The organism is Streptomyces sp. NBC_00162, from assembly GCF_024611995.1.
GTDB lineage: Bacteria > Actinomycetota > Actinomycetes > Streptomycetales > Streptomycetaceae > Streptomyces.
In genome coordinates this window covers 8,376,988-8,397,762 of the sequence record NZ_CP102509.1, presented here as the reverse complement: position 1 = coordinate 8,397,762, position 20,775 = coordinate 8,376,988, and the positions used below count along the sequence as shown (strand labels likewise).

The window sequence follows — 20,775 nt, the reverse complement described above, 5'->3', positions numbered from 1 at the left end:
CGGCGTGTGGCGGCTGCCGGGTCTGCCCGCAGCCGTCAGCGCCACTGGGGCTGGGAGCAGCGACCTTCCCGTTGCCGCGAAAGCCGGTCCTCGGCGTCCACCCGCGGGACGACGCGCGACAGCTGATTCCGGGTCCGGTCGGCCGTGCTCGCCCGTACCCTCGACCATCTCAGACTGCGATCGTCGTCGGCCGACTGGCGGCGAGTTCCTTCGCCCGGGCCGGACCTCGTCGACCTTTAGGCGGGAGGGATCTGGGTGGGGGTGGGGTTCCCCCGACGGAGGCCTGCTGTCGTTGCCCTGCCCACTGGCTGACCTGTTCATTGCCGACCTCTTCAATGGCGGCGAGCAGCTGTGCCCGCGCTTCGGCGTCCCGCTCGGCCACCGGGAGCAGCCGATAGCGGTTGACCGCGCGGCGCAGGGATTCACGGGCCTGGGCCGCCAGCACCCAGCGGGGGCCAGGGGCGAAGATCTGACGGAACCCGGTGCAGAAAAGGGTGCCCCCGGCAACGATCGTCGTCACCCATGCCGGGGCGTGCAGTCCTGCCGCTACCACCGTCGCGGATGCACTGGTCAGTGCTCCGAGTTCGATCGTGCGGTGCGCGCGGCGCGAGGCGTCTCCGCGGCGCTGATAGAACGCCAGTTCTCGTTCGGCCAAGGCCAGCAGCGGGTCGGGGGCGGCGGCCCAGGCATCTGCATCCGGCGGGGTCTGTCTGCGCATGCCGAGCATCATCGTCACCGACGCAGGACGGTGTCAGCCGATTCACCCGACCCGTACGGCGCAAGCCGATCACCACCGTCCCGACCGCGCCGCCCTCCCGGGCCCCCGGTCCCGACTGGGTCCCCAGCCCGCTCCGCCAACCTGCACAACCTCAGGTCAGAAGCATGACGACTGCTCACCTTCACCCGACCGGCGACAGTAGCGGCTCGGCCGCGGCGTCAGCCCCGTGCGGCGACCGCCGCCTCGAGGAAGGTCCAGCCGTCGACCTTCGCTTCCCGCCTCTCCTCGGTACCCATCCGCCGGCCAGCGCCATGTCGAGCAAGAACCGTACGGTGCCCGGCTCGTGCAGGTTCGAAGCGCCGAGGCCGACACCCCCCACCTCCCCCGACCCCGTAGTGAAACCCGCGACGTACCGACCGGGGCCCTCATCGAAGACGAAGCGGAGCAAGCCGCCGGTGCCCGACGGGTGAGAGCGCAGGGTGAGGGTCTTGCGGCAGCCGCCGTCTTCCAGCACGCAGTGGCCGTGGCGAACCGTCCACAGATAGGTACGCCCATCGGCAACGAGCCGACGGGACTTCCTCGAAGAGCGGGGCATACGGCCGAGCGTACGCGGCCGAGCAGGACGACTCCCAGGGGATATTCTCCTCGCCGAGGCGATACTCCCCGGAGTCCTCGACACGGCCATCGGGCAGCGGCTCACCGACATCCGCAGGCCCGGCGGACTCAGCAAAGACCCGGCCTGCGCCCGCCGACGAGGCGACCAGCTCGCCCGGGTCGATCCGGACTGGAACCCGCGCGAGCACGGGTGGACCCGTGGACTGGCAGCGGCATGACGCCTACCTGGGCGCGGGCTGAGGGCTGCTTCTGGGCATACGCCCCACTTCCGGCCGCGCAATCAATGCACCTGCGCCTAACGGCACTTGCCGGATATGACGCATGGTCATCGGCCGCCACCTGATGGGGCAGGAGAAGCGCGGCCGGACCGTGCGGGCCACGGCAGCCCAACGGACGCGGGCCTGCCCGCCGGCTGGTGCCGGCCGGTGGACGGGCCCGCGCCGTCGCTCATCGCGGAAGGGCGGTCAGAACCATGTAGTTGGCCAGTTTGGCCAACTACAGCGCTCAGGACATGGAGCACCTGTCGGCTACCTGGATCGTCCGCGTCTGGCCGAACTGGAAGGTGGAGGGCGCGAGCGGTTCAGGAGAGCCAGTCGGCGTAGCGGGTGGGGGCGAGGTAGGCGTCCTTGTCGGTGAGGACATCACCCTTGACGACGGCGAACATACCGGCGGTGGGGTCGGTGACAACGGTGCGGCCGTCGCCCTTGTGGGAGAGGGTGATCCGGCCCAGCTCGTCCAGAAAGAAGACCTCGGGCCCGGCGATGTTGCGAATGCCCCCAGCGGGGCGCCCGCGGCGACTTCCGCCACTGCGTCGGCCACGTCCTTGGAGGCGATCGGCTGGATCGGCGTGGCGGGCAGCCGGACGGTGTCGCCGTCGGCGGTCCAGGACAGGACAGCGTCCATGAACTCCATGAACTGCGTCGCGCGTACGATCGAGTAGGGGACCGGCCCGGCCCCGAGAACGTCCTCCTGGAGCACCTTGGCCCGGTAGTAGTCCAGCTCCGGCACCTGGTCCGCGCCGACGATCGAGAGAATAACGAAGTGGCCGACGCCGCCCTTCTGGGCTGCGGCCAGAAGGTTGTCCATCGAGGTCTGGAAGAAGGCCGGGGAGGCTTCGTCGAAGGTCGGGGAGTTCGTCAGGTTGACGACGACGTCCGCCCCCGCTACTGCCTCGCCCAGTCCCTGGCCGCTGACGACGTCGATTCCGGTGGACTGCGAGTGCGGCACCGCCTCGTGCCCGGCGGCGTTCAGATTCTTGACAACCTGCGACCCGATCAGCCCGGTACCGCCGATGACCGCAAACTTCATGACATGCCTTTCGTCAGGAGACGTGTCCGAAATATGGCATAAAATCCCTATACGGGCGTTTGGTGTGAGGCCAGGGTCGTACATCCGGCCAACGTGTTGCCCAACTGGCCAACTGGCCAAGGAGCTGTTCGCCGGTGGGCTGGTAGCCGTCAAGTTGCGTCGGCATGAGGCTTCGAAGTAGTCCTGTTCGGCGCGGTGGAGTGCGTTGGCGAGGGTGCGTCGGATGTGCTGAAAGCGTCGGCGGAGCCGGTGAGGATGTGTTCGCTGGCCGGCTTGGTCTGTGCTGGCGAGCAGCTGGGGACTCGTGCAGCGTCCGGTTGCCCGGGGTGGAGGATGGGGAGTGTGATCTCCAAGGAACGAGCGGTCGAGCTGGTCGAGTCCCTGCTGGCGCGGGAGCGGCGGACCTGGGCATGGGCGCGGTTGATCCCGAACCTGGCCGTCTACCACGTCGAGGAGCGGTCGGTCGGGTGGCTCTTCTACTGGAGCTCGGCGGAGTTCGTCCGCAACCCTGATCGGCGCTCGAATCTCCTCGGCGGCCCCTACCTGGTCGACCGGGAGGACGGGAGCATCCACTTCGTTCCCGGCACCGCCTGGACCGAGGACTGGGAAGAGCTCTACCTCTGGCAGGTCAAGGGCATCAGAGCAGCCGACCCGCTCGCCGCGGCCGTCCGCCGCCTCTCGGACTCCGCCGGCACCGCCGCCGCCATGCAGCACCTGCGCAAACAGGCCCCGCGGATAAGCCTGCAGGAGGCGAAGGCATACGTGACTATCGTCAGGGACGGGAATCAACCACCCGAAGAGCTTACGAGCCTCACCCGCGAGCCCGATCCCTGGTATCCGGGCACGATCGAGACACTGGCCGGCCCGGTTCAGTAGCCTTCCGACTGCACGGCCGGACGGCCGGACGGCTACCGAACCGGTCAGAGGCCGTACTCGTGCCGCACCCCAGGCAGACGTGCCTTCGGACCTTCGGTTCGTCGGCCGACTGGTGTTTCACGGGTTCTGGCTCAGGTCCTGTGGACTGGCCACACTGAGTCACGGATCGGCTCGACCTCGGGGACCCGGGCTCGGTGGCGGACCTCTTCACGCAGGACGGCACCTGGGAATGGCCCGCCGGCGACCGCCGCATTGCGGGTCACGACGCCCTGCGCATCTACTTCGGCAACCGGCCCGCAGACCGACTGTCACGCCGTATATGCACCAACATCCTGGTTACCGTGACCTCTGCGGACACCGCCGCCGCCACCACCTACTTCACCACGTACCGTGTGGACGGCTACAGCGAGGGCCTCGTACCGCCGCGGCCCCCGGTTCAGGTGGGGCACTACGAAGACACGTTCCGCAAGGTGGACGACACCTGGCTGCTCACCATGCGGACTCTCTTCCTCTCTTTCGCCGGTCCCACGGAACGCCTCGACGGGCCCGGCCAGTCATGAGAACGGCTCCCCAGCCGACCGGCCGTCAAGGGTCCTGCGCCACGGGGAGTGACACTCCACAGAACTTGAGCCAGAGCCGTAACTCGCTGACAAAGCCACCCACGGCGAGGCCGTCTCCCTTGAGGCCCAAGAAGACGCTTTGAACCGGGATCAGCGGCAGATCGCGGAAGAGAAGCGCCCTACCACGTTCCGCTACCCGCCGTTGATCCGGTGCTGTCGGCGCTGTAGCGTCTCAGAATGAGTGACCTTTCCTCATTCCCAGTGGCCCCTGTCTGGCCCATGAGCCACGGAAGTGAGACGAACGGGCGTCCATTGGCCGCCCGCCGCCTGGCCGGCGTCGATCTCGTACTGCATCACCCAGCGCCGCACGGACTCCCGGGAGACGCCGAGGGATTCGGCGACCTGGATGTGCGGTGCACGCTCGGAGGAGTACTCCGCACGATGCTCTGTCACCAGCCTCACGGCCTGGCTACGAAGGGTTGCGTCAATCTTCATGGGCACGAGACCCATCCTCCCTGATAGCTCACAACGGAGCGGCAGAGAAGTCAGAACGGTTCAACTTGGCGAAGTGGCGCTGCAGTCGAGCGGCCTTGGTGGGGGCCGGCTTTGATCCAGAACGCTCCGGCAGACTGCGGCGCTGGCACGTCTTCTGGCTCGTGCATACGCAATGCCAGAGGACCGCTGTATCGGGTGAAAACGAGCGAACGCCCGTCGGCCGAGGTCGCTGCGCTGTCGAAGGCGAGCGATGCCCCGCAGACGCTGAATCCCGTAGATGACCTGGACTTTCTGAGACTGGGCATTCGCCCTGTCCGAGGTTCGACATTCCTTAATCACACATCTTAACGGCTGATTTTATTAGGAATTGCACTATAGAGCGTACAAATGTCGCTCTATAGTGCTGCAATGTCTGGCTGCTGCAGGCGGGTGGCCGCCGTCTCGTGAATCGAGACGTGTTCGGCATGCGCTAATGCAGGGAGAGGTCTTCGCATGACGTCCGCACGCGGCTCGAGCGGGTGCTGGGGAACCTACCTCTTGGGAGCGCGACCGGCCGGGATGCCGGCGCTGCCGTGGTACTCCGCAGCCACGCAGGCAGCCACGAGTGGTTCAGGGCCGGTATGACTCACCGCAACGGCAGCATCGGGACTCAGCGGCGAGGCGCGATCGTATGGCTCACTCGCCGTGCGCGGCTTGTCCTGACCGGCAGCGCCCCGGATTTCCGACCGGCCCGGTGCGCGTCGTGCCTCGGCGCCCCCGTTCTCGGCTGTGGCGGGTCTGCCCAGCCTCAGTCCTGGCGGTGCGGCCACGCGTTGTCCTATTGGGCGAGGTCACCTCATCGCCCGCCACGCCACCGCGGGGTGCCTGTTGCGGGGCGTCGATCAGGAGGCGTGCGGGCGCCGTCTGGCTGGTCCGGCGGACGTACGGCACCGCAACCCTGCAGGAGTTCCGCTGACAAGCCCTACGTATGCCCGGCCCCGGTGTCGAGGGAGCCGTCTTGGCGGCCTGCCTCGGCACCGGGGCTGTGCGAGCACCCTGATCCGTCTGGGGTCAGGGCGCCATCACCACCATCGAGGAGCACGGATGCACCTGATTCCCTCAGAGCAGGAAAAGCTGCTGCTGAGCGTGGCCGGGATGCTCGCCAGCTATCGCAAGGAGCGCGGCATCAAGCTGAACTACCCCGAGGCCGTGGCCTACATCAGCTGCTGGGTCATCGAGGAAGCACGGGCGGGCAACTACACCGTCGACCAGATGATGAGCGATGCCCGCCTTCCCCTGGAAGACCGGCAGGGCGACACCCGGGGCGAGGGAGAGAGCGTCCTCACGCGGGCCGACGTGATGGAGGGGGTGCCCGAGATGCTCGACATCCTCCAGGTCGAGGCGACATTTCCTGACGGCCGCAAGCTGGTCACCCTCTACAACCCGATCCGCGACCCGAAGCCCGTCCCGAAGCCCGTTCCGAGCAGCTGAGGACGAATCCATGCCCTACTTCCAGCCGCTGTCCACGAATCCTGAGCCGCCCTTGTATGCGGTCAGTCAGCCGGTTCCCACGCCGCCCGGTCCTGGCCTGAGGCTCGAAGAGCCCTTGCCCAAACCCTCTTCCCTGGATCCGGGCACGGTCTACGCCTTTTCCGAGTACGAGGTGGGGGAGTGTGGGTCAGGGATCCGGATGCGAACCACGAGCTCAACTCCCAGGGCGCCAAGGCCGTTCTCTACGTGATCAACGTCGGTGACCGCGACATCCAGATCGGTTCGCACATCCATCTGGCCGATGTCAACGAGGACCTGTTGTTCTTCACTGACAAGAACGCTGCCGCTCAGGCTGAGGAGGCTCTGACGGACCGACAGCTCTCGCGGCCTGAGCAGATCGCCGAGGCCCGCCGGTTCGCGCACGACCGGTCGAAGACGCCGGGAAGGGCCCCCTGGGGATTCCGTCTCGATGTGGCTCCGGGGGATTCGAAGCGGTTCAGCCCCGAGAACGCTCCCAGCGACAAGATCGAGGTCGTGGAGATGGGCGGGAAGCGCCGCGTTCCGGGCCTGCGCAAGGACAAGCCAGCCAGCGACGTCGACCTCGACTGACCGGGCCTCGCACACCCAGCTGGAGGAAAGAAATGACGATCATCACCCGCGGGAACTATGCGAAGTCCTACGGCCCGACCGTAGGCGACCAGATCCGCCTGGGCGACACCAACCTCTGGATCGAGGTCACCCACGACCTGACGTTCGGCGGCGACGAGGCGGTCTTCGGCGGCGGCAAGACCATCCGCGAGTCGATGCTGCAGGGCACCACCACCAGTACGGAGGGCGCACCTGACACCGTGATTACCAACGTGGTCGTCCTGGACGTTGCCCCCGCCCAGGACCTGGCAAGCCTCGTCCCGGGTGAGAGTGCCAGCAAGAACGCCATTGTGCGTGCTGACGTCGGCATCAAGGACGGCAAGATCGTCGCGATCGGCAAGGCCGGGAACAGCGACGTCATGGCTGGGGTTACCCCTGGGCTGGAGATCGGGCCTTCCACGGACGTGATCTCCGGCGAGGGCAAGATCCTCACCGCCGGGGCCATCGACACCCACGTGCACTACATCTCCCCGTCCGCCGTCACGGAGGCTCTCGCTACAGGGACGACCACCCTGGTCGGCGGCGGCGTGGGCCCCTCTGAGGGCTCCAAGGCGACCACCGTGACCCCCGGCCCGCAGCACCTGGTGAACCTGCACCGCAGCTTCGACGACCTGCCGGTCAACGTCATGTTGCTGGGCAAGGGCAACACCGTCAGCGAGGACGGCCTGGACGAGCAGGCGCTGGCGGGTGCCGGAGGCTACAAGATCCACGAGGACTGGGGAGCCACCCCGGCAGCTCTGGACGCCGCGTTGAAGGCCGGGGAAAAGTGGGGCCTACAGGTCGCCCTGCACGCCGACTCCCTCAACGAGGCCGGCTTCAGCGAGACCACCCTCGATGCCATCGACGGACGCGGCATCCACGTCTTCCACGCGGAGGGTGCCGGCGGCGGGCACGCCCCCGACATCCTGAAGGTGGCCGCCAAGGAAAACGTCCTGCCCGCTTCGACGAACCCGACGCTGCCGTACACGGTGAACACCGTGGCCGAGCACATCGACATGCTGGCCTCCGCCCACCACCTGGACCTGGCCAACCCGAACGACCAGGCGTTCGCCGACTCCCGCATCCGCTCCACGACCATGTTCGCCGAGGACGTACTGCACGACATGGGCGCGATGTCCATCACCTCCTCCGACGCCCAGGCCATGGGCCGCATCGGCGAGGTCGTAACCCGCACCTGGCAGGTCGCACACGTCATGAAGGAGTGGAGCCACAAGACCTTCAACGGGGACGCGAACTTCTTCTACGGGGACGAGCAGGGGAGGGCGACAACGCCCGTGCTCTGCGCTACGTGGCCAAGTACACGATCAACCCCGCCATCGCCCACGGCATCGACGACCACGTCGGCTCGGTGAAGGTGGAGAAGCTGGCCGACCTCGTGCTGTGGGACCCGCGGTTTTTCGCCGTACGGCCCGAGGTGGTCATCAAGGGCGGCGCCATGGTCCTCGGCAACCTGGGAGACCCGAACGGTTCGGTGTCCACCCCGCAGCCCACCTTCCTACGCCCGGCGATGGCCCACGCGATCGCCTCCCAGGTGTCCTACGCGTTCGTCTCGGACAAGGCCCTCAACCCGCCCGCCGGCAATGACCCGTACAGCGCGGTGAAAGGCAAGGGCGTGTTCAAGGACTCGCTGACGGCCACCCTCGGTCTGCGGCGTGAGCTGAAGGGCGCCAAGCCGGTCAAGAGCGTCACGAAGAAGGACATGGTCTTCAACGACAAGTGCTTCAAAATCGACATCAACCCGACCAAGTTCACGATCGCGTTGGAGATCCCGGGAGTCGACCCGGCGCAGGGACACAGCCTCACAGAGCACACAGACCTCAAGGGGTTCTGGTACCTGGACCAGCCGAACCCCCCGCAGAACCTGCCGCTCACCCAGCGATATCTGCTCTTCTGAGGCGACCCGTGAGCACCTCTTCACTCCTGCTCGCCCTGTTGGGCGACGCCCGGCTCCCGTCCGGCGGACACACACAGTCCGCCGGTCTGGAGCCCGCCCTGCGGGCCGGCACGACACCGGCCGACGTTCCCGCCTACCTGCGCACCCGGCTCCGCACGGTCACCCGTGTGGAGGCCGGAACCGCGGTCGTCGCACGGGCGGTGGCGGCCGACGGCGGCGACCTCGGCGCGGTCGAGGCCGCCTGGGCCGCCCGAACCCCCAGCCAGGCGCTGAGGACCAACGGGAGACGCCTGGGGCGCGGGTACCTGCGTGTCCTGCAGACGCTCTGGCCCGGCCCCCTCGACGCTCGCGCACGGACCTGGTCGCGCCCGGTCGTGCTCGGCCTGCTCGCCCACCGCGCCGCGATGGACCCCGCCGACCTGGCCCGCCTGGTCGGGTACGACGACGCCCAGACCGTGACGGCAGCCCTGCTCAAACTCGAACCACAAGACCCGCTGCTCATCACCGCTTGGGTGAACGACCTGCTGCCGGACATCGACGAGATGGCCGGTCATGTCGCCCACCTGCACACCCCCGAACAGATCCCTGCCCACGGCGCCCCTCTCATCGAGCGCTGGGCCGAAACCCACGACACCACCACAGAAAGACTCTTCAGTGCCTGAGAACACCACCGCCCCCACCCGAGCCATGCGCCTGGGCGTAGCCGGTCCCGTCGGCACCGGCAAGAGCTCGCTGATCGCGACGCTGTGCCAGGCCCTCTCCGGTGAACTGCGCCTGGGTGTCATCACGAACGACATCTACACCGACGAGGACGCGCGCTTCCTCAAGAGCGCCGGGGTGCTGGACCCCGAGCGGATCCGCCCGGTGGAGACGGGCGCGTGCCCGCACACGGCGATCCGCGACGACGTGACCGCCAATCTGCTGGCGGCCGAGGACCTGGAGGCCGACTTCGGCTCCCTGGACCTGGTCATCATCGAGTCCGGCGGCGACAACCTCACCGCGACCTTCTCCCCTGCGCTGGTCGACGCCCAGCTGTTCGTCCTGGACGTCGCCGGCGGCGGTGACGTCGTACGCAAGGGCGGTCCCGGCATCGCCCGCGCCGACCTGCTCGTGATCAACAAGACCGACCTGGGCGAGCACGTGGGCGTGGACGTCGAGCGCATGGCACGCGAGGGCCGCGAGGCCCGCGCCGGCGGCCCGGTGGTCGCACTGTCCCGGCACGACGCGGCGTCCATCCGGATGCTGACCGGCTGGGTCCGCGAAACTCTCGCCCACTACCGCACCGGCGACCACACCCCCGTCGACCCCGGCCCGATGGCCCCGCACTTCCACGCCGGCCAGAACGGTCACCTGCACACCCACGCCGACGGCACCACCCACTCGCACGACCACGCTCCAGCGGAAGCCGGGCAAGGCACGTGACCGGCCCGACCCGCCTGAGTATCACGCCCGGTGCAAGCCGCAGCCACGTCCGCCAGGCGACCGGGCACCTGACTGTTCGGACCATGGACCAGGACGCCGACGGAGCCAGGGTGGGCCTGATCGCCACCCGGGCGCTGCTGCTATCCGGTGACGACGTCCGCATCGAGGTGAACGTCGCTCCCGGTGCCTGGCTCGACGTCGTGGAGGCGACCGGCACCGTCGCCTATGAAGGCGCTGCTCCGTCGTCCTGGACCATTGACGCCGACGTGGGCGACGGAGGTGTCCTAACCTGGGCAGGCATGCCGTTCGTGGTCTCGGACGAGATCGCCAGCCACCGTGGCACGCACCTCCGGCTGCACGGCACCGGCAAGGTGTTGATGCAGGAGAAGGTCGTGCTGGGGCGCGCCGGGCAGACGGGCGGGGATCTGTCCACGTCCCTGGACGCGAGCGACGACACCGGGCCGTTGCAGGTGGAATACCTGGACCTGGGACGGCAGACCCGTCAGATGCCAGGCGTCTTCGGGAGCCTTCGTTCCATGGACACGGTCACCGCCCTGGGATGGACGCCCGAGCCGTTCGGGGCACCGGACGCGGGCAGCACCGGACCCGGAGAGACCTACTTTCCCCTGGACCGGTCCGGGGCCGTGCTGCGGTGGATGGGAATCGGCCGGTTCCGTGACGAGCTGTGCGATCCCACCTTCGCCGCCTGGCGCGAGGACGCCATGCGCGACTACCGACGCCAACGCGCTGCACAGCGCCTGCGCCGCGAAGCAGAGCCCTGCCGCGGAGAAGACGGTCACGGCCCGGCCGCAGCCATCACGGCATCCGCGGCCGAGGCAGACAGACGTGCCCGGCGGTCCGTGGCCCCTTCAGCCTGACGCTTCGAACCGCCCGCCAGCCCTCCGACTGGCGGGCGCGAGCGATCGCTCGAGCTGACGCCCTGACAAGACGCCCCCGCAACGACGAACGCCCTATGCCCCTGTGGGCACAACTCTGGTTGCACTCACTCCTGCCCGCCGCCGCACGACCAGAGCAACAGAACCCATACGCACCCCGCAGGACACCCAAACGAACATGTGTCGAGAGCGCCCAATCGGAGCGTTGCGCTGACCGAGCTTTTCGACGAGTTCTCATACCCGACTGCACCATTAGACGGGGAGGCATCCTCGGACGACACCCAGCGCCTGCTCCGTCGTGTACAGCCAATCCACCCCCTGCGGATCGACGAGGTCTGCTTGGTCCACGTCCATGCGGACAGCGCGGCGCCCGGCCGGCGGCGGGCCGGGGTCAGGTGGCGGTCACGCGGAGCACGTACGGCTCACCGCTGCTCATCGCCTGCGCCTGCACCCACTGGCTTTGTTCACGAGAGTGGGATCTGACTCAGCTTCTGTGGACCTGGACCGACATCGCAGTGCGTGCGCTGGACAAAGTTCCAGGTCGGCTGCGGTGCCGACGGGATTTGAACCCGCGGACAGATAGGGGCAAGCCCGCCCCGTCTCCGTCAGTCGCCGTGAGCGGGACATCGCCCACGTCGATCGCAATGGGCCGCTCTGCCACGGCACCGCAGCCTGCGAGAATGCGCGCCATCCCGCTCCGGCTCAAGGTAGAGGATCGTCCTGTGCGCATCGAGCCGTTATCCAGCACCGACAACCGCTCCAGCAGGACCACAGAAGGTGAGCCAGAACCGATCAGCCCAGATCAGCCAACTGGCCACTGATCACAAACACTCCTCCCGTACATCACCGCGCTCGCCGAGGCAGGCGTCGACTGGGCGCCGTGAGAGGGCTGGTGCTGCTCGCGCTGGCGTCTGCGCAGTCGGCCAGCACGAGGAGCTGCGCTGTACCGCCGGAAGCCGCGTCGGGGATCCCTGATGCTGCGGTTGTCGAACGGGTCGAACCAGGCGGCCTGTCGCCCACACGGCGAACGGTCCCCCGTACGGGCGGCTCGACGGGCGCCAGCCTCCGGACGGCCGGAGGATCAGTACGGGGACACGCGACGGGAGCCGATCAAGGATGCCGAACACCGCCGGTCGCTCGAAGAGGGCGCGCATCGTCCTGGCAGGTGTGCTGCTCCTCGCCGGGGTCGTCTCGACCGGGTGCAGCGGCGAGGCCCGCGACGCCGGGCGGGGGCCTGGAGCAGGGCCCCGCCCCCAGGCGGCGCGCTCCGGCAGGGTCACCGTCGTCTACGAGGCCCAAACGGTCAAACCGGCGGACCGGGAGGCCGTGGCACTGATCCGGAACTCCCGCGTGCTGGAGCGTACGGCCGACTGGGTGAACAGAACACTCACCCTCCCGCACGACATGGTCGTGAAGGTCACCGCCGCCGTGCCGCCCGGCGTCACCGACGCCGTCACCCAGCCCGACGGCAGGACGATCTTCGTCCCGCCACCGTTCCTGACCGAGATCGAGAAGGCCCTCGCCGACGTCGTGAAGACCGTCGAACGGCCCGCCCCGTTCCCCGCGTCCGAGTACAACACCAACGACCTGACCGTGCTGTCGACCGAATTCATCTTCGGCCACGAGATGGGCCATGCCCTGCAGCGCCAGCTCCTCCTGGCGAACCTCGGTCTCGAAGAGGACGCGGCGGACGGCTTCGCGTCCTTCTATACCGTCAACGAGGTCGGGCCGGGCCCGTCGCTGGCCGCCGCGATCCTCTTCGACGAGATCGCACGCAAGGAAGGCACGCCGACCCTGGAGGGCATGTCGAGCGACCACCCCGTTACCCAGCAGCGGGCCTTCAACTTCCTGTGCTACCTGGAGGGCAGCGACCCGAAGAAGTACCAGCAGTCCCTGGTCGACAGCGGCTATCTCCCGAAGACCCGCGCCCCCTCTGCCCGCAGGCGTGGGCAATGCTGGACTACGGCTGGTGGACCCAGCTCCAACCCCACTTCAGCGGGGCGTTCAGGGACCAGGGTGCCGAGGAGCAGAAGAAGGCGCACGGGCGGCTGGTCGCGGAGACACAGGATCTGGCGAAGCGCATCGACGAGATCCGCAGCGGTCAATGAGGTGAATGACGCGTACCCCGTCGATCTCGTCCGCGTAGTCGCGCAGCAGGGTTCCGGGGGACTATCGCGGGATCGGCGCCGAGGCGGTGTGCAACGCTCCACCAGCAAGATCAATATCCGCACACCGGCGCCGAACAGGGGAACGGTGAGTGTCCGAGACTGCCGTGCCCATCAAGTCCAACAAGGCCGTAGCCGACGGCTCCAAGATCACCATCTCCGGCATCAGGCGCGGCTACACGACCGGACGCACGTTGGAATGTGGCAGCGGGGCCGCGGCCGTTGGTGCGGTAGCGGCGCGCGTGCCTCTGGCCGGAAGAGCCCAGGGCTCTGAGATTGTTGACGTGGGCTGGCGCAAGACCGCGACCGTGTACCGCGTACCGCCTTCGTTGACCGGGAGAGAAGTATGACCATCAAGGACATCGGGCCGGAACCTCAAAGTTTCGACCTCGAGAAGGCGACGCTCGAGAACACGGACTATCGCGCGGTCGCCTGGTCTGGGAAGTACCTTCAGTTGACCCTCATGTCGATCCCGGTGGGTGAGGACATCGGCTTGGAGGCGCACCCGGAGACTGACCAGTTCCTACGACTCGACGCAGGCCGGGGCCGCGTCCAGATGGGTCGCACGAAGGATCGACTCGACTTCGACCGGGAGGTCGAGGATGGCTGGGCGATCTTCGTGCCCGCCGGCACTTGGCACAACGTCACCAACATCGGTGATGAGACCCTGCAGCTCTACGCCGTATACGCGCCGGTCCACCACGCGTCGGGCAAGATCCATGCGACAGCCGTCGAGGCGGAGCGCGACGAGGACTCAGGCAAGGACGAGCCGCCAAGCTGGTCGGTCCAGCCTGCCCAGCAGCCATCGGACGAGCACGCCTGACCAGCGAGGGCTTATCGCGACAGTAGATATGGGCTCTGACCTGGCCTTTCGGGCTGCTGGAGTGACCGTTGTGCGAGTCCTGCTGCACCCGTATTGACCGCTGATGACCGCTCTGTTGGGGCACGGGCCCGTCGGTGGGGCTGACCGAGGGCGCATTTTCCCGCTCGGCGGGCTGGACAGCAGGCAGGGACGGTGCGCCAGTGAGGGCCCTTCACACACGCAAGGGATTCGTCAGGGCCGGAGGCGGGCAACGGTGTCGCGGGCCGCGTCGATGGCCCCGGCGCGGGCGGCCTGTCGGTCGTCGTCGCTGCGGGTGTACGCGAGCGAGACGACCAGGTTGCTGCGGCGGAAGGTGACCTGCGCGGTGATGCTCGTGCCGGGGGTGGGGGCCGGAAGCGGAGGAACCCCACGTCGCCGAGGTCGCAGATCTTCCACCGTGTCCTTCTCCCAGCCCAGTTCGTCGTTGGCGCGCATTTCCCGCATGTCCTCGCGAGCCAGGTCGACGATGAGACGGGACGCGAAGAGGTGGACGCCGGCCCGGTACTTGCCCTTCTCGCACGGGGCCGCCCATGTACAGGAGGCGATGTCCTCGCGTCCGCCGTACGACTCGGGTACGAGTCGGTGGATCGTCTCGGAGGCGACGAGCTCGCAGAACTTCGGATCGGAGCTGAACTCGCCCTCCTGCGACCGGTCCCACCACTGCCAGGAGAGGACGGCCGCGATCACGATGGCTACCAGCAGGACCGTGCCTATGAGGCCGCGCCGTGAGGGTCTGGCGGATGTGGTCACCGCCGCAGTCACCGCCGCAGCATCGAGGCGGCGGCCCGGCCGTGGCCCGGCCTATCGACCGCCGATCCGCCGGTGGGCGGCTCCCGAAGCGGGGCCGGCCACCGTGGTGCGGGCACGCGTCAGGCGCCGGGGTCGTGGGCAGCGCGGCGAGTTCGCTGTCGGAGCGTAGGAAGATTTTGAGGAGGTCGGCGCGGCTGATCTCGGGCGCGGGCCCGCTCGCCGGCCAGGGCCGGCGGGCGGACCCGCGCCGTCGCTCTCAGCGGCCCGGGGCCGCGGGGGTCAGAGCATGTTCTTGTAGATGTTCCACCCGGTGCCGAACTTCACCCGGGGGGCGAAGGTCGCGGTGCCGGTCTTGCCCGTCGAGGTGTACGTGTACACGTCGCCTCCCGGGAGTCGGGCCATCAGGTCGCCCTTGCTGTCGCCGTTGATGTCACCCGGGACGAACAGCGTGTCGTACTGGTTGAAGCCGCTGCCGACCTGCTCCCGGGCGGCGAACGGCGCGCTGGCCGTGCCGGTGCCCTTGTAGAGGAAGAGACCGCCGGCGGTGTCCCGGGCGAGCAGGTCGGGCCGCCCGTCCCCGGAGTAGTCGCCCGCGCCGACGAGCGCGTTGTAGGCGTTCCAGCCGGTGCCGACCTTGATGCGCGTGCCGAACTTCGTGTACGGCAGGCCGTCGCCGGGGTGCAGCCACAGGACGCCGGCGGAGTCACGGCTGACCAGGTCGCCCTTCCCGTCGCCGGTGAGGTCGCCGGGGCCGGCCATCATGGTGTAGTTCCACGACGTACTGACCTTCACGCCGCGGACGTAGAGGTCGGTGCCGATGTTCTGCACGTAGCTGGCGTGGTTGTGGCTGTTGAGGCCTGTGGCGTACGTGTTGCGGGAGCCGGGCGTCTCCTTCCCGACCTCGTACGGCGGCGAGTAGTAGGCGCTGTTGGCCAGGGCGTGGTACTTGACCAGGACGTTGTCGGCCTGGGTCATCACGTTCTGGCCCTTGCCGAAGAGCGATGTGGTGCCCGCGCCGACGATGAACTTGTTGAGTTCGTAGCCGCTGCCGAAGTAGGCGGGTGCGGCGAACTTGCCGCCGCCGATCGACTTGAACCAGTACTCCACGCCGTCGTGGTTGCGGGCGAGCAGGTCGCTGCGGCCGTCGCCGTCGCCGTCGTCCGAGCCGGTGATCACGTTGTACGTGTTCCAGCCGGTACCGACCTTGACGGCGGGCTTGAGCGGGGCGGTGGCGCTGCCGGCTCCCTTGTGGAACCACAGTTCGCCGGCCAGGTTGCGGGTGAGGACGTCGCCGATGCCGTCGCCGTCGACGTCGTTGGCGCCCACGACCTGGTCGTAGATCCCCCAGCCGGAGCCGACCTTGACCCGGGAGTTGAAGGGCTTGCTGACCGTCCCGGTTCCGGTGTACAGCCACAGGTCACCGGCGGGGTCCCGGGCCAGCAGATCGGGGCGGCGGTCGCCGGTGATGTCGCCGGTGGCGATGAGGCGGTTGTACTTCTGCCAGCCGCCGCCGGACCACAGGGGCGCCGAGGTGTTCTTCACGCCCGCCTCGTAGAGCGTGAGCACGCCGTCGAAGGTGAGAGAGGAGTTCGGGCTGGGTGGTGCCGCCGACGTCGCCCACCGGTAGGAGGTCCTTGAACGAGGCCTCCGGATCCGGATCGGTCTTGATGATCGTGTAGTCGCTCCAGGCCCTGATCGACGACAAGTAGACGGCCGTGACCTGGTCGTACTCCATGACGATCATGTCACTGACGCCGTCGCCGTCGACGTCGTGCCGCGGCTTGGCGGCAGCGGCCACCTGGGCCGGGACCCTGGCCGGCATGACGACGGTCGGGAGCCCTTGGCCTCCGGCCGTTCCGGTCACGGCCGACGGTCCCGGCGCCGGCACGGCCGGGCTCGGCACGGCCAAGCTCGGCGCGGCGATACTCGGCGCGCCCAGGCTCGGCGCGGCGACGCTCGGTGCGGCGGCCAGAGCGCCGGCGGCCAGGGCGAGAACGCTCCCGGCGGCCAGGGCGCGCAGCCGTCTGCGCTGCGGTGACGTGCGGTGCGATGTAGTCAAGATCCCCCTGAGGATCGAGCCGTGGGGCTCTGCCCTGGCACACGTCATGTGTGTGTCCGGGATCACGCGTCCGTGCGTGAACGGCCCCCCGCTTCCGTCCGGGCACGCTAAGCCCCGTCACCGACGTTCACGTCGGCACGATCGCTCCGGTTCCCGTTCCCGGCACATCAGTTGGGCTTCCTGCACCGGGCATGTGAGGACGACGTGCCGGCGCGTCGCCTGCTCAGGGGCCGGCGGTCAAGTGCACGCGGACGGTCTTGCCGCTCTCGGGGACCGGCCGGACCTCCACCGCGTCGGCCAGCCGGTTGATCAGCAGCCAGCCGTACCCCTGCCCGCCGTCGGTGACGCCGTCAGCTGGCCGGCGCCGGCGCGGCGGGACGGGCGTCATACGCGGTACCCCGGTAACGGCCGCCGGCCCGGCCGGGCCACGGGCCGCCGCCAGCGGCGTTGCGGTGCGTGCGGTGCGCGCCGGGCCCGGCCCAGGCGGCGGTGCGCCGGGCGCAAGGGCCGCCGGGCGCAGCAGCGCAGATCAGCGATGGCGACGAGGCGGTCCCCCACGGGGACTTGGTCCCCGACTCACAGTTCGGTGGGCGGGCAGTCCACCCCCACATGCCCCGGCGGCACCCGCACCGCGTCCCGCCCCGCGCACGTCTCCGCCGGTGACCTCGAGTACCGCGTCCGCGGCCTCGGGCCAAGCGGCGCCCGACCAGGACATACCCGGCCCGGCGCCGAACTGTGGCTTTCCTCGGTTCCAGCGGTACACCGATGCATCCGCTCAAGAGTCCCGCGCGAACCGCTACGGCGTGATCAACCAGCCGGCCAGGTACGGCGACCAGCACCGATCCGGCTCGTTGCGTTAGCCGTTGTTACGCAAGACCGCTTATCGGGCGAGCGAGCCATTCGGGGCGTCGGAAGCCGACTGCCACGCCTGCATACCAGCTCTGGACGCCTCCTTGGCCTGCCTCCACTTCATGGCCGCCTGATGGGCCGGAGGCACGTCCATCCCGCGGATCATGCGCCGGCCTGCCGCGAACACGGCGAGGGCCGCGATGGCCATGCCGGTACACGCCACTGCGGCACCGGCCGCGGTGAGCACAGCACCCGTCGTGACGAGCCGGGTGTCGATCTCGATCTTCCGGTGGGACTGGTGGTGATGGTTCATGACCCCACCATCCACCGAAAGGGGCCCACCTTGCATCCCGGCCAGAAGCTCTGGATGCCGTACCACCCGAGTGGTGGTACGCACAGCCGTGGCGGCACGCGAGGAGGCGATCAGGTGATGCGATTGGAGCGGATCACACCTCGTGCAGGTTCAGCAGGGGGTCGCCGACACCAGAGGAGCCGCGTGCTCGTACGCCGTACCTCGGCCCATTGGATGGTTGGGCGGCCCGGTGCCACTACCACCAGAGCGCTCCGGTCACCGGGCCTCGCCCGCGCACGCCCCAGGCGGGCGAGGGTTGACGCCCGACGCTGACACCGGCCAGTCCCGGCCCCGGCGTCCTGGCGGGCTGCCTCGTGCTGGACCAGGTCCGACGAGGCCGGTCACAGGCGGGTGCTTCGGGGTCGGTGTCGGAGCGGATCAGTGTTCGCGGGGCTGTGTGCTGACAGGCGGTGCCGAGGGCCGGAGCCGGACTGCTGCCGCTCCGCTGCAGCCCTAGCGGCTCACACACCACAAAGACACCATCCTTCTCACATGCTGCCTGCCCGCGCGGATTGTCGCAGGCGCGGCGCCCCGGACATACAGGGCGCAGTACAGCTATGGATCGGCGCCACAGCCTGGACTCGTGCTTCCAGCCCAGCGGGCCGTGCTCGAGGGACGGGGGTTGGTGCGCCGTCGCTCGACGCTCAGGCACTGGCTCTGCAGTCCCGGATCGTCCTCGAATCTGCAGAGGGCCGCTCGGTCGCGGAAGCGTAGCGCCGTCTCGGGATCGCTCCCGAGACGGTCCGCACCCGCGTCGGCGCTTCCTCGACCACGAGGCGGCAACCCACGCAGTGGCCTGTCGCCGCCACCACACATCACAACTAGCCCATCAGCCGGGACCATCCTGCGGACCCCGGTCGGCCCCATGCTGATGCCTCGCGGCACGGCGGCTCATACAGTCGGGCTGACAGCCGTCTCGACGGCAAGACGCAACAGCAGGACTGGTCGGCAAGACTCGACGGCACAAGGGAGTACCACATCATGAGCGGCTCCGAGAGCGCGGATCACGTCAGTGTCCATCTGAGCAGCTGCGAGCACCAGGACGCGGGGACGGTGTTCCGCGCCCTGGAAGCCGCGTTCCCGGAGGGCGCCGGGCCCCCGCGCAGCGAGGTGAAGGCATCGGCTACGGGGCAACCCATGGTGTGGTCCATGGCCGTCGATGCCCGCACCCGGCGCAAGGCGGGTGCGGGCCCGGCGGATCCCCTGGCCGGTCCCGTCGACGTCGACCTCTTCGGCGCGGCCGATCCCGTGCGCCAGGTCAAGGAGGAACTGGCCGCGGCCTTCGCCGTGGAGGACCGCGGCACAGTACCGGGCGAGCACGAACTGGAGGTCAGCCTCCGCCTCACCAGCTGAGCCCGAAGCACACCACTTCATCAAGATCACATCGCCCGAAGGTGTTCCCCTCCCGGAGCCGTCACCTCGCTGGCCAGAGCCCCCACTCAATGCCCAGCTGACCCTCACTACCTGTCCACCCGACGCCGCCCTCGGAGGGCTCGAGTGACCAGGCCTTCCTCGCTGCACCAGTGGACTGGCAGCAGACCCTGCCAACCCCACTATCGAGAGGACGACTCCGTTGCGCGACCTGCCTCAGCCCGTGCTCAGTCCGCTGACCGCCGCCTCGCTCTTCCTCGTCCTCACCGTCGATCCGGGCGGCGAGCCCGTCGTCCGGGAGCTGCTCGCCGACCTCGCAGGGCTGCAGCGCTCGGTCGGTTTCGGCTATCCGGACGGGCGGCTCAGTGTCGTTGCGGGCATCGGCTCCACGGCCTGGGACCGGCTGGTGGACGGTCCGCGCCCGGCGCAGCTGCACCCGTTCCGGGAGCTGCGCGGCGCCCGCCATCACGCCCCGGCCACCCCGGGCGACCTGATCTTCCACATCCGGGCCACCCGCCAGGACCTCTGTTTCTCCCTCGGCTCGGAGATCATGACTCGGCTGCGGGGCTCTGTCGCCGTCGCCGACGAGGTGACCGGTTTCAGCTATCTGGACCAGCGCGACCTGCTCGGCTTCGTCGACGGTACGGAGAACCCGGTCGGGCAGGAGGCCACCGGCGCCGTACTGATCGGCGTTGAGGACCCGGCCTTCGCCGGGGGCTCCTACGTGATCGTGCAGAAGTACATGCACGACCTCGACGCCTGGAACCGGCTCCCCGTCGAACGACAGGAGCAGATCATCGGCCGGCGCAAGCTCACCAACACGGAGCTCGACACCCCCGGATCGCACGTCGTGCTCAACACCCTCACCGACCCGGACGGTACCGAACGGAAGATCCTCCGCGACAACATGCCTTTCGGCAGCCCCGGCCGGTCCGAGTTCGGCACCTACTTCATCGGCTACGCACGCTCGCCGGACGTCACCGAGGAGATGCTCCGGCACATGTTCCTCGGCGACGGCCCCACGAGCCACGACCGGATCCTCGACTTCTCCACGGCAGTCACCGGGACACTCTTCTTCGTGCCCCCGGCCGGCTTCCTGGACGACCTGGCCGACGAGGACGAGCTGCCGGCCGCATCCCAGGGCTCGGCCGACGCCTGTGACCTGAAGGGCCCTCAGGCCGACTAGTCCTTCTCCAACCCGTTGCCCGGATTCAGCTCCCCACGCAGCTGCGCAGCCTCCACCGCCTTGCCCTCACGCTGGGCGACATCCGGCACGCCCCAGGTCTCGCAGCCGGTGCCGGTCCGGTCCGTGACCGGGTGGGGTTGGGACGGCTCGTGCTGGACTACATGTTCGGGCACGGCATGGAGGTCTGGGCCGCGCAGGGGGACCAGGACCGGATCGACGCGGCAGACCTCAGGAGGAACTCATGACGACGCCTGCGTCACCGCCTTCGTGCAGAAGACT

16 protein-coding genes, 1 tRNA gene and 3 pseudogenes are annotated in these 20,775 nt (G+C 68.8%); 12 read left to right on the top strand and 8 right to left on the bottom strand.

All coding sequences use genetic code 11. The annotated features are described in order from the left end of the window. Positions 1-169 precede the first annotated feature (169 nt). Together JIW86_RS38770 and JIW86_RS38760 are read right to left on the bottom strand one after the other, a co-directional pair. Positions 170-730 carry a DUF4231 domain-containing protein gene (locus JIW86_RS38770; protein ID WP_257559610.1) on the bottom strand — a complete coding sequence of 187 codons (561 nt, stop codon included), beginning with the start codon at positions 728-730 and terminating at the stop codon, positions 170-172. A 1,183-nt stretch (positions 731-1,913) separates the two neighbouring features. Then, positions 1,914-2,641, bottom strand: a pseudogene (locus JIW86_RS38760) (SDR family oxidoreductase). A 342-nt stretch (positions 2,642-2,983) separates the two neighbouring features. On the opposite strand from JIW86_RS38760, the gene JIW86_RS38755 reads away from it, so the two are divergent. From JIW86_RS38755 to JIW86_RS38720, 8 genes and pseudogenes are all read left to right on the top strand, one after another. Beyond that, positions 2,984-3,517 carry a YrhB family protein gene (locus JIW86_RS38755; RefSeq protein ID WP_257558994.1) on the top strand — a complete coding sequence of 178 codons (534 nt, stop codon included), beginning with the start codon at positions 2,984-2,986 and terminating at the stop codon, positions 3,515-3,517. A 170-nt stretch (positions 3,518-3,687) separates the two neighbouring features. Then, positions 3,688-4,077, top strand: a pseudogene (locus JIW86_RS38750) (nuclear transport factor 2 family protein); the annotation flags it as partial. Between the two features lie 1,578 nt (positions 4,078-5,655). After that, the gene (gene ureA, locus JIW86_RS38745; RefSeq protein ID WP_257558993.1) at positions 5,656-6,042 is read left to right on the top strand and encodes an urease subunit gamma; all 387 of its coding nucleotides are present in this window, start codon (positions 5,656-5,658) and stop codon (positions 6,040-6,042) included. 180 nt (positions 6,043-6,222) lie between these two features. Further along, positions 6,223-6,651, top strand: coding sequence for an urease subunit beta (locus JIW86_RS38740; protein ID WP_257558992.1), 429 nt, complete (start codon positions 6,223-6,225; stop codon positions 6,649-6,651). 32 nt (positions 6,652-6,683) lie between these two features. After that, positions 6,684-8,584: pseudogene (gene ureC, locus JIW86_RS38735) on the top strand (urease subunit alpha). An 8-nt stretch (positions 8,585-8,592) separates the two neighbouring features. Continuing rightward, positions 8,593-9,246 (top strand): urease accessory protein UreF, encoded by a 654-nt coding sequence (locus JIW86_RS38730; RefSeq protein WP_257558991.1) that lies wholly within the window; start codon positions 8,593-8,595, stop codon positions 9,244-9,246. A gap of 25 nt (positions 9,247-9,271) precedes the next feature. Further along, entirely contained in the window at positions 9,272-10,006 is a 735-nt protein-coding gene (gene ureG / locus JIW86_RS38725; protein ID WP_257559609.1) for an urease accessory protein UreG, read from the top strand. An 83-nt stretch (positions 10,007-10,089) separates the two neighbouring features. Further along, positions 10,090-10,884 (top strand): urease accessory protein UreD, encoded by a 795-nt coding sequence (locus tag JIW86_RS38720; protein ID WP_257558990.1) that lies wholly within the window; start codon positions 10,090-10,092, stop codon positions 10,882-10,884. A 566-nt stretch (positions 10,885-11,450) separates the two neighbouring features. Here JIW86_RS38720 and JIW86_RS38715 read toward each other — a convergent pair. Beyond that, positions 11,451-11,569, bottom strand: a tRNA-Arg gene (locus tag JIW86_RS38715). Positions 11,570-12,228: 659 nt separating this feature from the next. On the opposite strand from JIW86_RS38715, the gene JIW86_RS38710 reads away from it, so the two are divergent. Both JIW86_RS38710 and JIW86_RS38705 read left to right on the top strand, forming a co-directional pair. Further along, a complete protein-coding gene (locus JIW86_RS38710; RefSeq protein WP_257558989.1) occupies positions 12,229-13,341 on the top strand; it encodes a DUF4344 domain-containing metallopeptidase in 1,113 nt (370 codons plus the stop codon). A 72-nt stretch (positions 13,342-13,413) separates the two neighbouring features. Beyond that, positions 13,414-13,890: a cupin domain-containing protein gene (locus JIW86_RS38705; RefSeq protein WP_257558988.1), complete on the top strand. Its 477-nt coding sequence runs from the start codon at positions 13,414-13,416 to the stop codon at positions 13,888-13,890. 231 nt (positions 13,891-14,121) lie between these two features. Here JIW86_RS38705 and JIW86_RS38700 read toward each other — a convergent pair whose 3' ends face one another. The 4 genes from JIW86_RS38700 to JIW86_RS38685 all read right to left on the bottom strand — a co-directional run bounded on the left by JIW86_RS38700 (position 14,122) and on the right by JIW86_RS38685 (position 17,900). Further along, positions 14,122-14,679 (bottom strand): hypothetical protein, encoded by a 558-nt coding sequence (locus tag JIW86_RS38700; protein WP_257558987.1) that lies wholly within the window; start codon positions 14,677-14,679, stop codon positions 14,122-14,124. A 279-nt stretch (positions 14,680-14,958) separates the two neighbouring features. Continuing rightward, positions 14,959-16,245, bottom strand: a complete 1,287-nt coding sequence (locus JIW86_RS38695) for an FG-GAP repeat domain-containing protein (RefSeq protein ID WP_257558986.1) — start codon at positions 16,243-16,245, stop codon at positions 14,959-14,961. A 716-nt stretch (positions 16,246-16,961) separates the two neighbouring features. Further along, positions 16,962-17,126 (bottom strand): hypothetical protein, encoded by a 165-nt coding sequence (locus JIW86_RS38690; protein ID WP_257558985.1) that lies wholly within the window; start codon positions 17,124-17,126, stop codon positions 16,962-16,964. A gap of 492 nt (positions 17,127-17,618) precedes the next feature. After that, the gene (locus JIW86_RS38685; RefSeq protein ID WP_215149868.1) at positions 17,619-17,900 is read right to left on the bottom strand and encodes a hypothetical protein; all 282 of its coding nucleotides are present in this window, start codon (positions 17,898-17,900) and stop codon (positions 17,619-17,621) included. 1,020 nt (positions 17,901-18,920) lie between these two features. Here JIW86_RS38685 and JIW86_RS38680 point away from each other — a divergent pair. Next, positions 18,921-19,292 (top strand): hypothetical protein, encoded by a 372-nt coding sequence (locus JIW86_RS38680; RefSeq protein ID WP_257558984.1) that lies wholly within the window; start codon positions 18,921-18,923, stop codon positions 19,290-19,292. Between the two features lie 220 nt (positions 19,293-19,512). After that, positions 19,513-20,496 (top strand): Dyp-type peroxidase, encoded by a 984-nt coding sequence (locus JIW86_RS38675; RefSeq protein WP_257558983.1) that lies wholly within the window; start codon positions 19,513-19,515, stop codon positions 20,494-20,496. Here JIW86_RS38675 and JIW86_RS38670 read toward each other — a convergent pair. Then, the gene (locus JIW86_RS38670; RefSeq protein ID WP_257558982.1) at positions 20,493-20,669 is read right to left on the bottom strand and encodes a hypothetical protein; all 177 of its coding nucleotides are present in this window, start codon (positions 20,667-20,669) and stop codon (positions 20,493-20,495) included. The genes JIW86_RS38675 and JIW86_RS38670 overlap by 4 nt on opposite strands. Positions 20,670-20,775 lie beyond the last annotated feature (106 nt).

Coding starts and splice junctions, on each gene's coding strand:
- JIW86_RS38770 (WP_257559610.1), bottom strand. CDS start 730: ATGATGCTCGGCATGCGCAGACAGACCCCGCCGGATGCAGATGCCTGG.
- ureA (WP_257558993.1), top strand. CDS start 5,656: ATGCACCTGATTCCCTCAGAGCAGGAAAAGCTGCTGCTGAGCGTGGCC.
- ureG (WP_257559609.1), top strand. CDS start 9,272: ATGCGCCTGGGCGTAGCCGGTCCCGTCGGCACCGGCAAGAGCTCGCTG.
- JIW86_RS38720 (WP_257558990.1), top strand. CDS start 10,090: ATGGACCAGGACGCCGACGGAGCCAGGGTGGGCCTGATCGCCACCCGG.
- JIW86_RS38705 (WP_257558988.1), top strand. CDS start 13,414: ATGACCATCAAGGACATCGGGCCGGAACCTCAAAGTTTCGACCTCGAG.
- JIW86_RS38690 (WP_257558985.1), bottom strand. CDS start 17,126: ATGACGCCCGTCCCGCCGCGCCGGCGCCGGCCAGCTGACGGCGTCACC.
- JIW86_RS38685 (WP_215149868.1), bottom strand. CDS start 17,900: ATGAACCATCACCACCAGTCCCACCGGAAGATCGAGATCGACACCCGG.
- JIW86_RS38680 (WP_257558984.1), top strand. CDS start 18,921: ATGAGCGGCTCCGAGAGCGCGGATCACGTCAGTGTCCATCTGAGCAGC.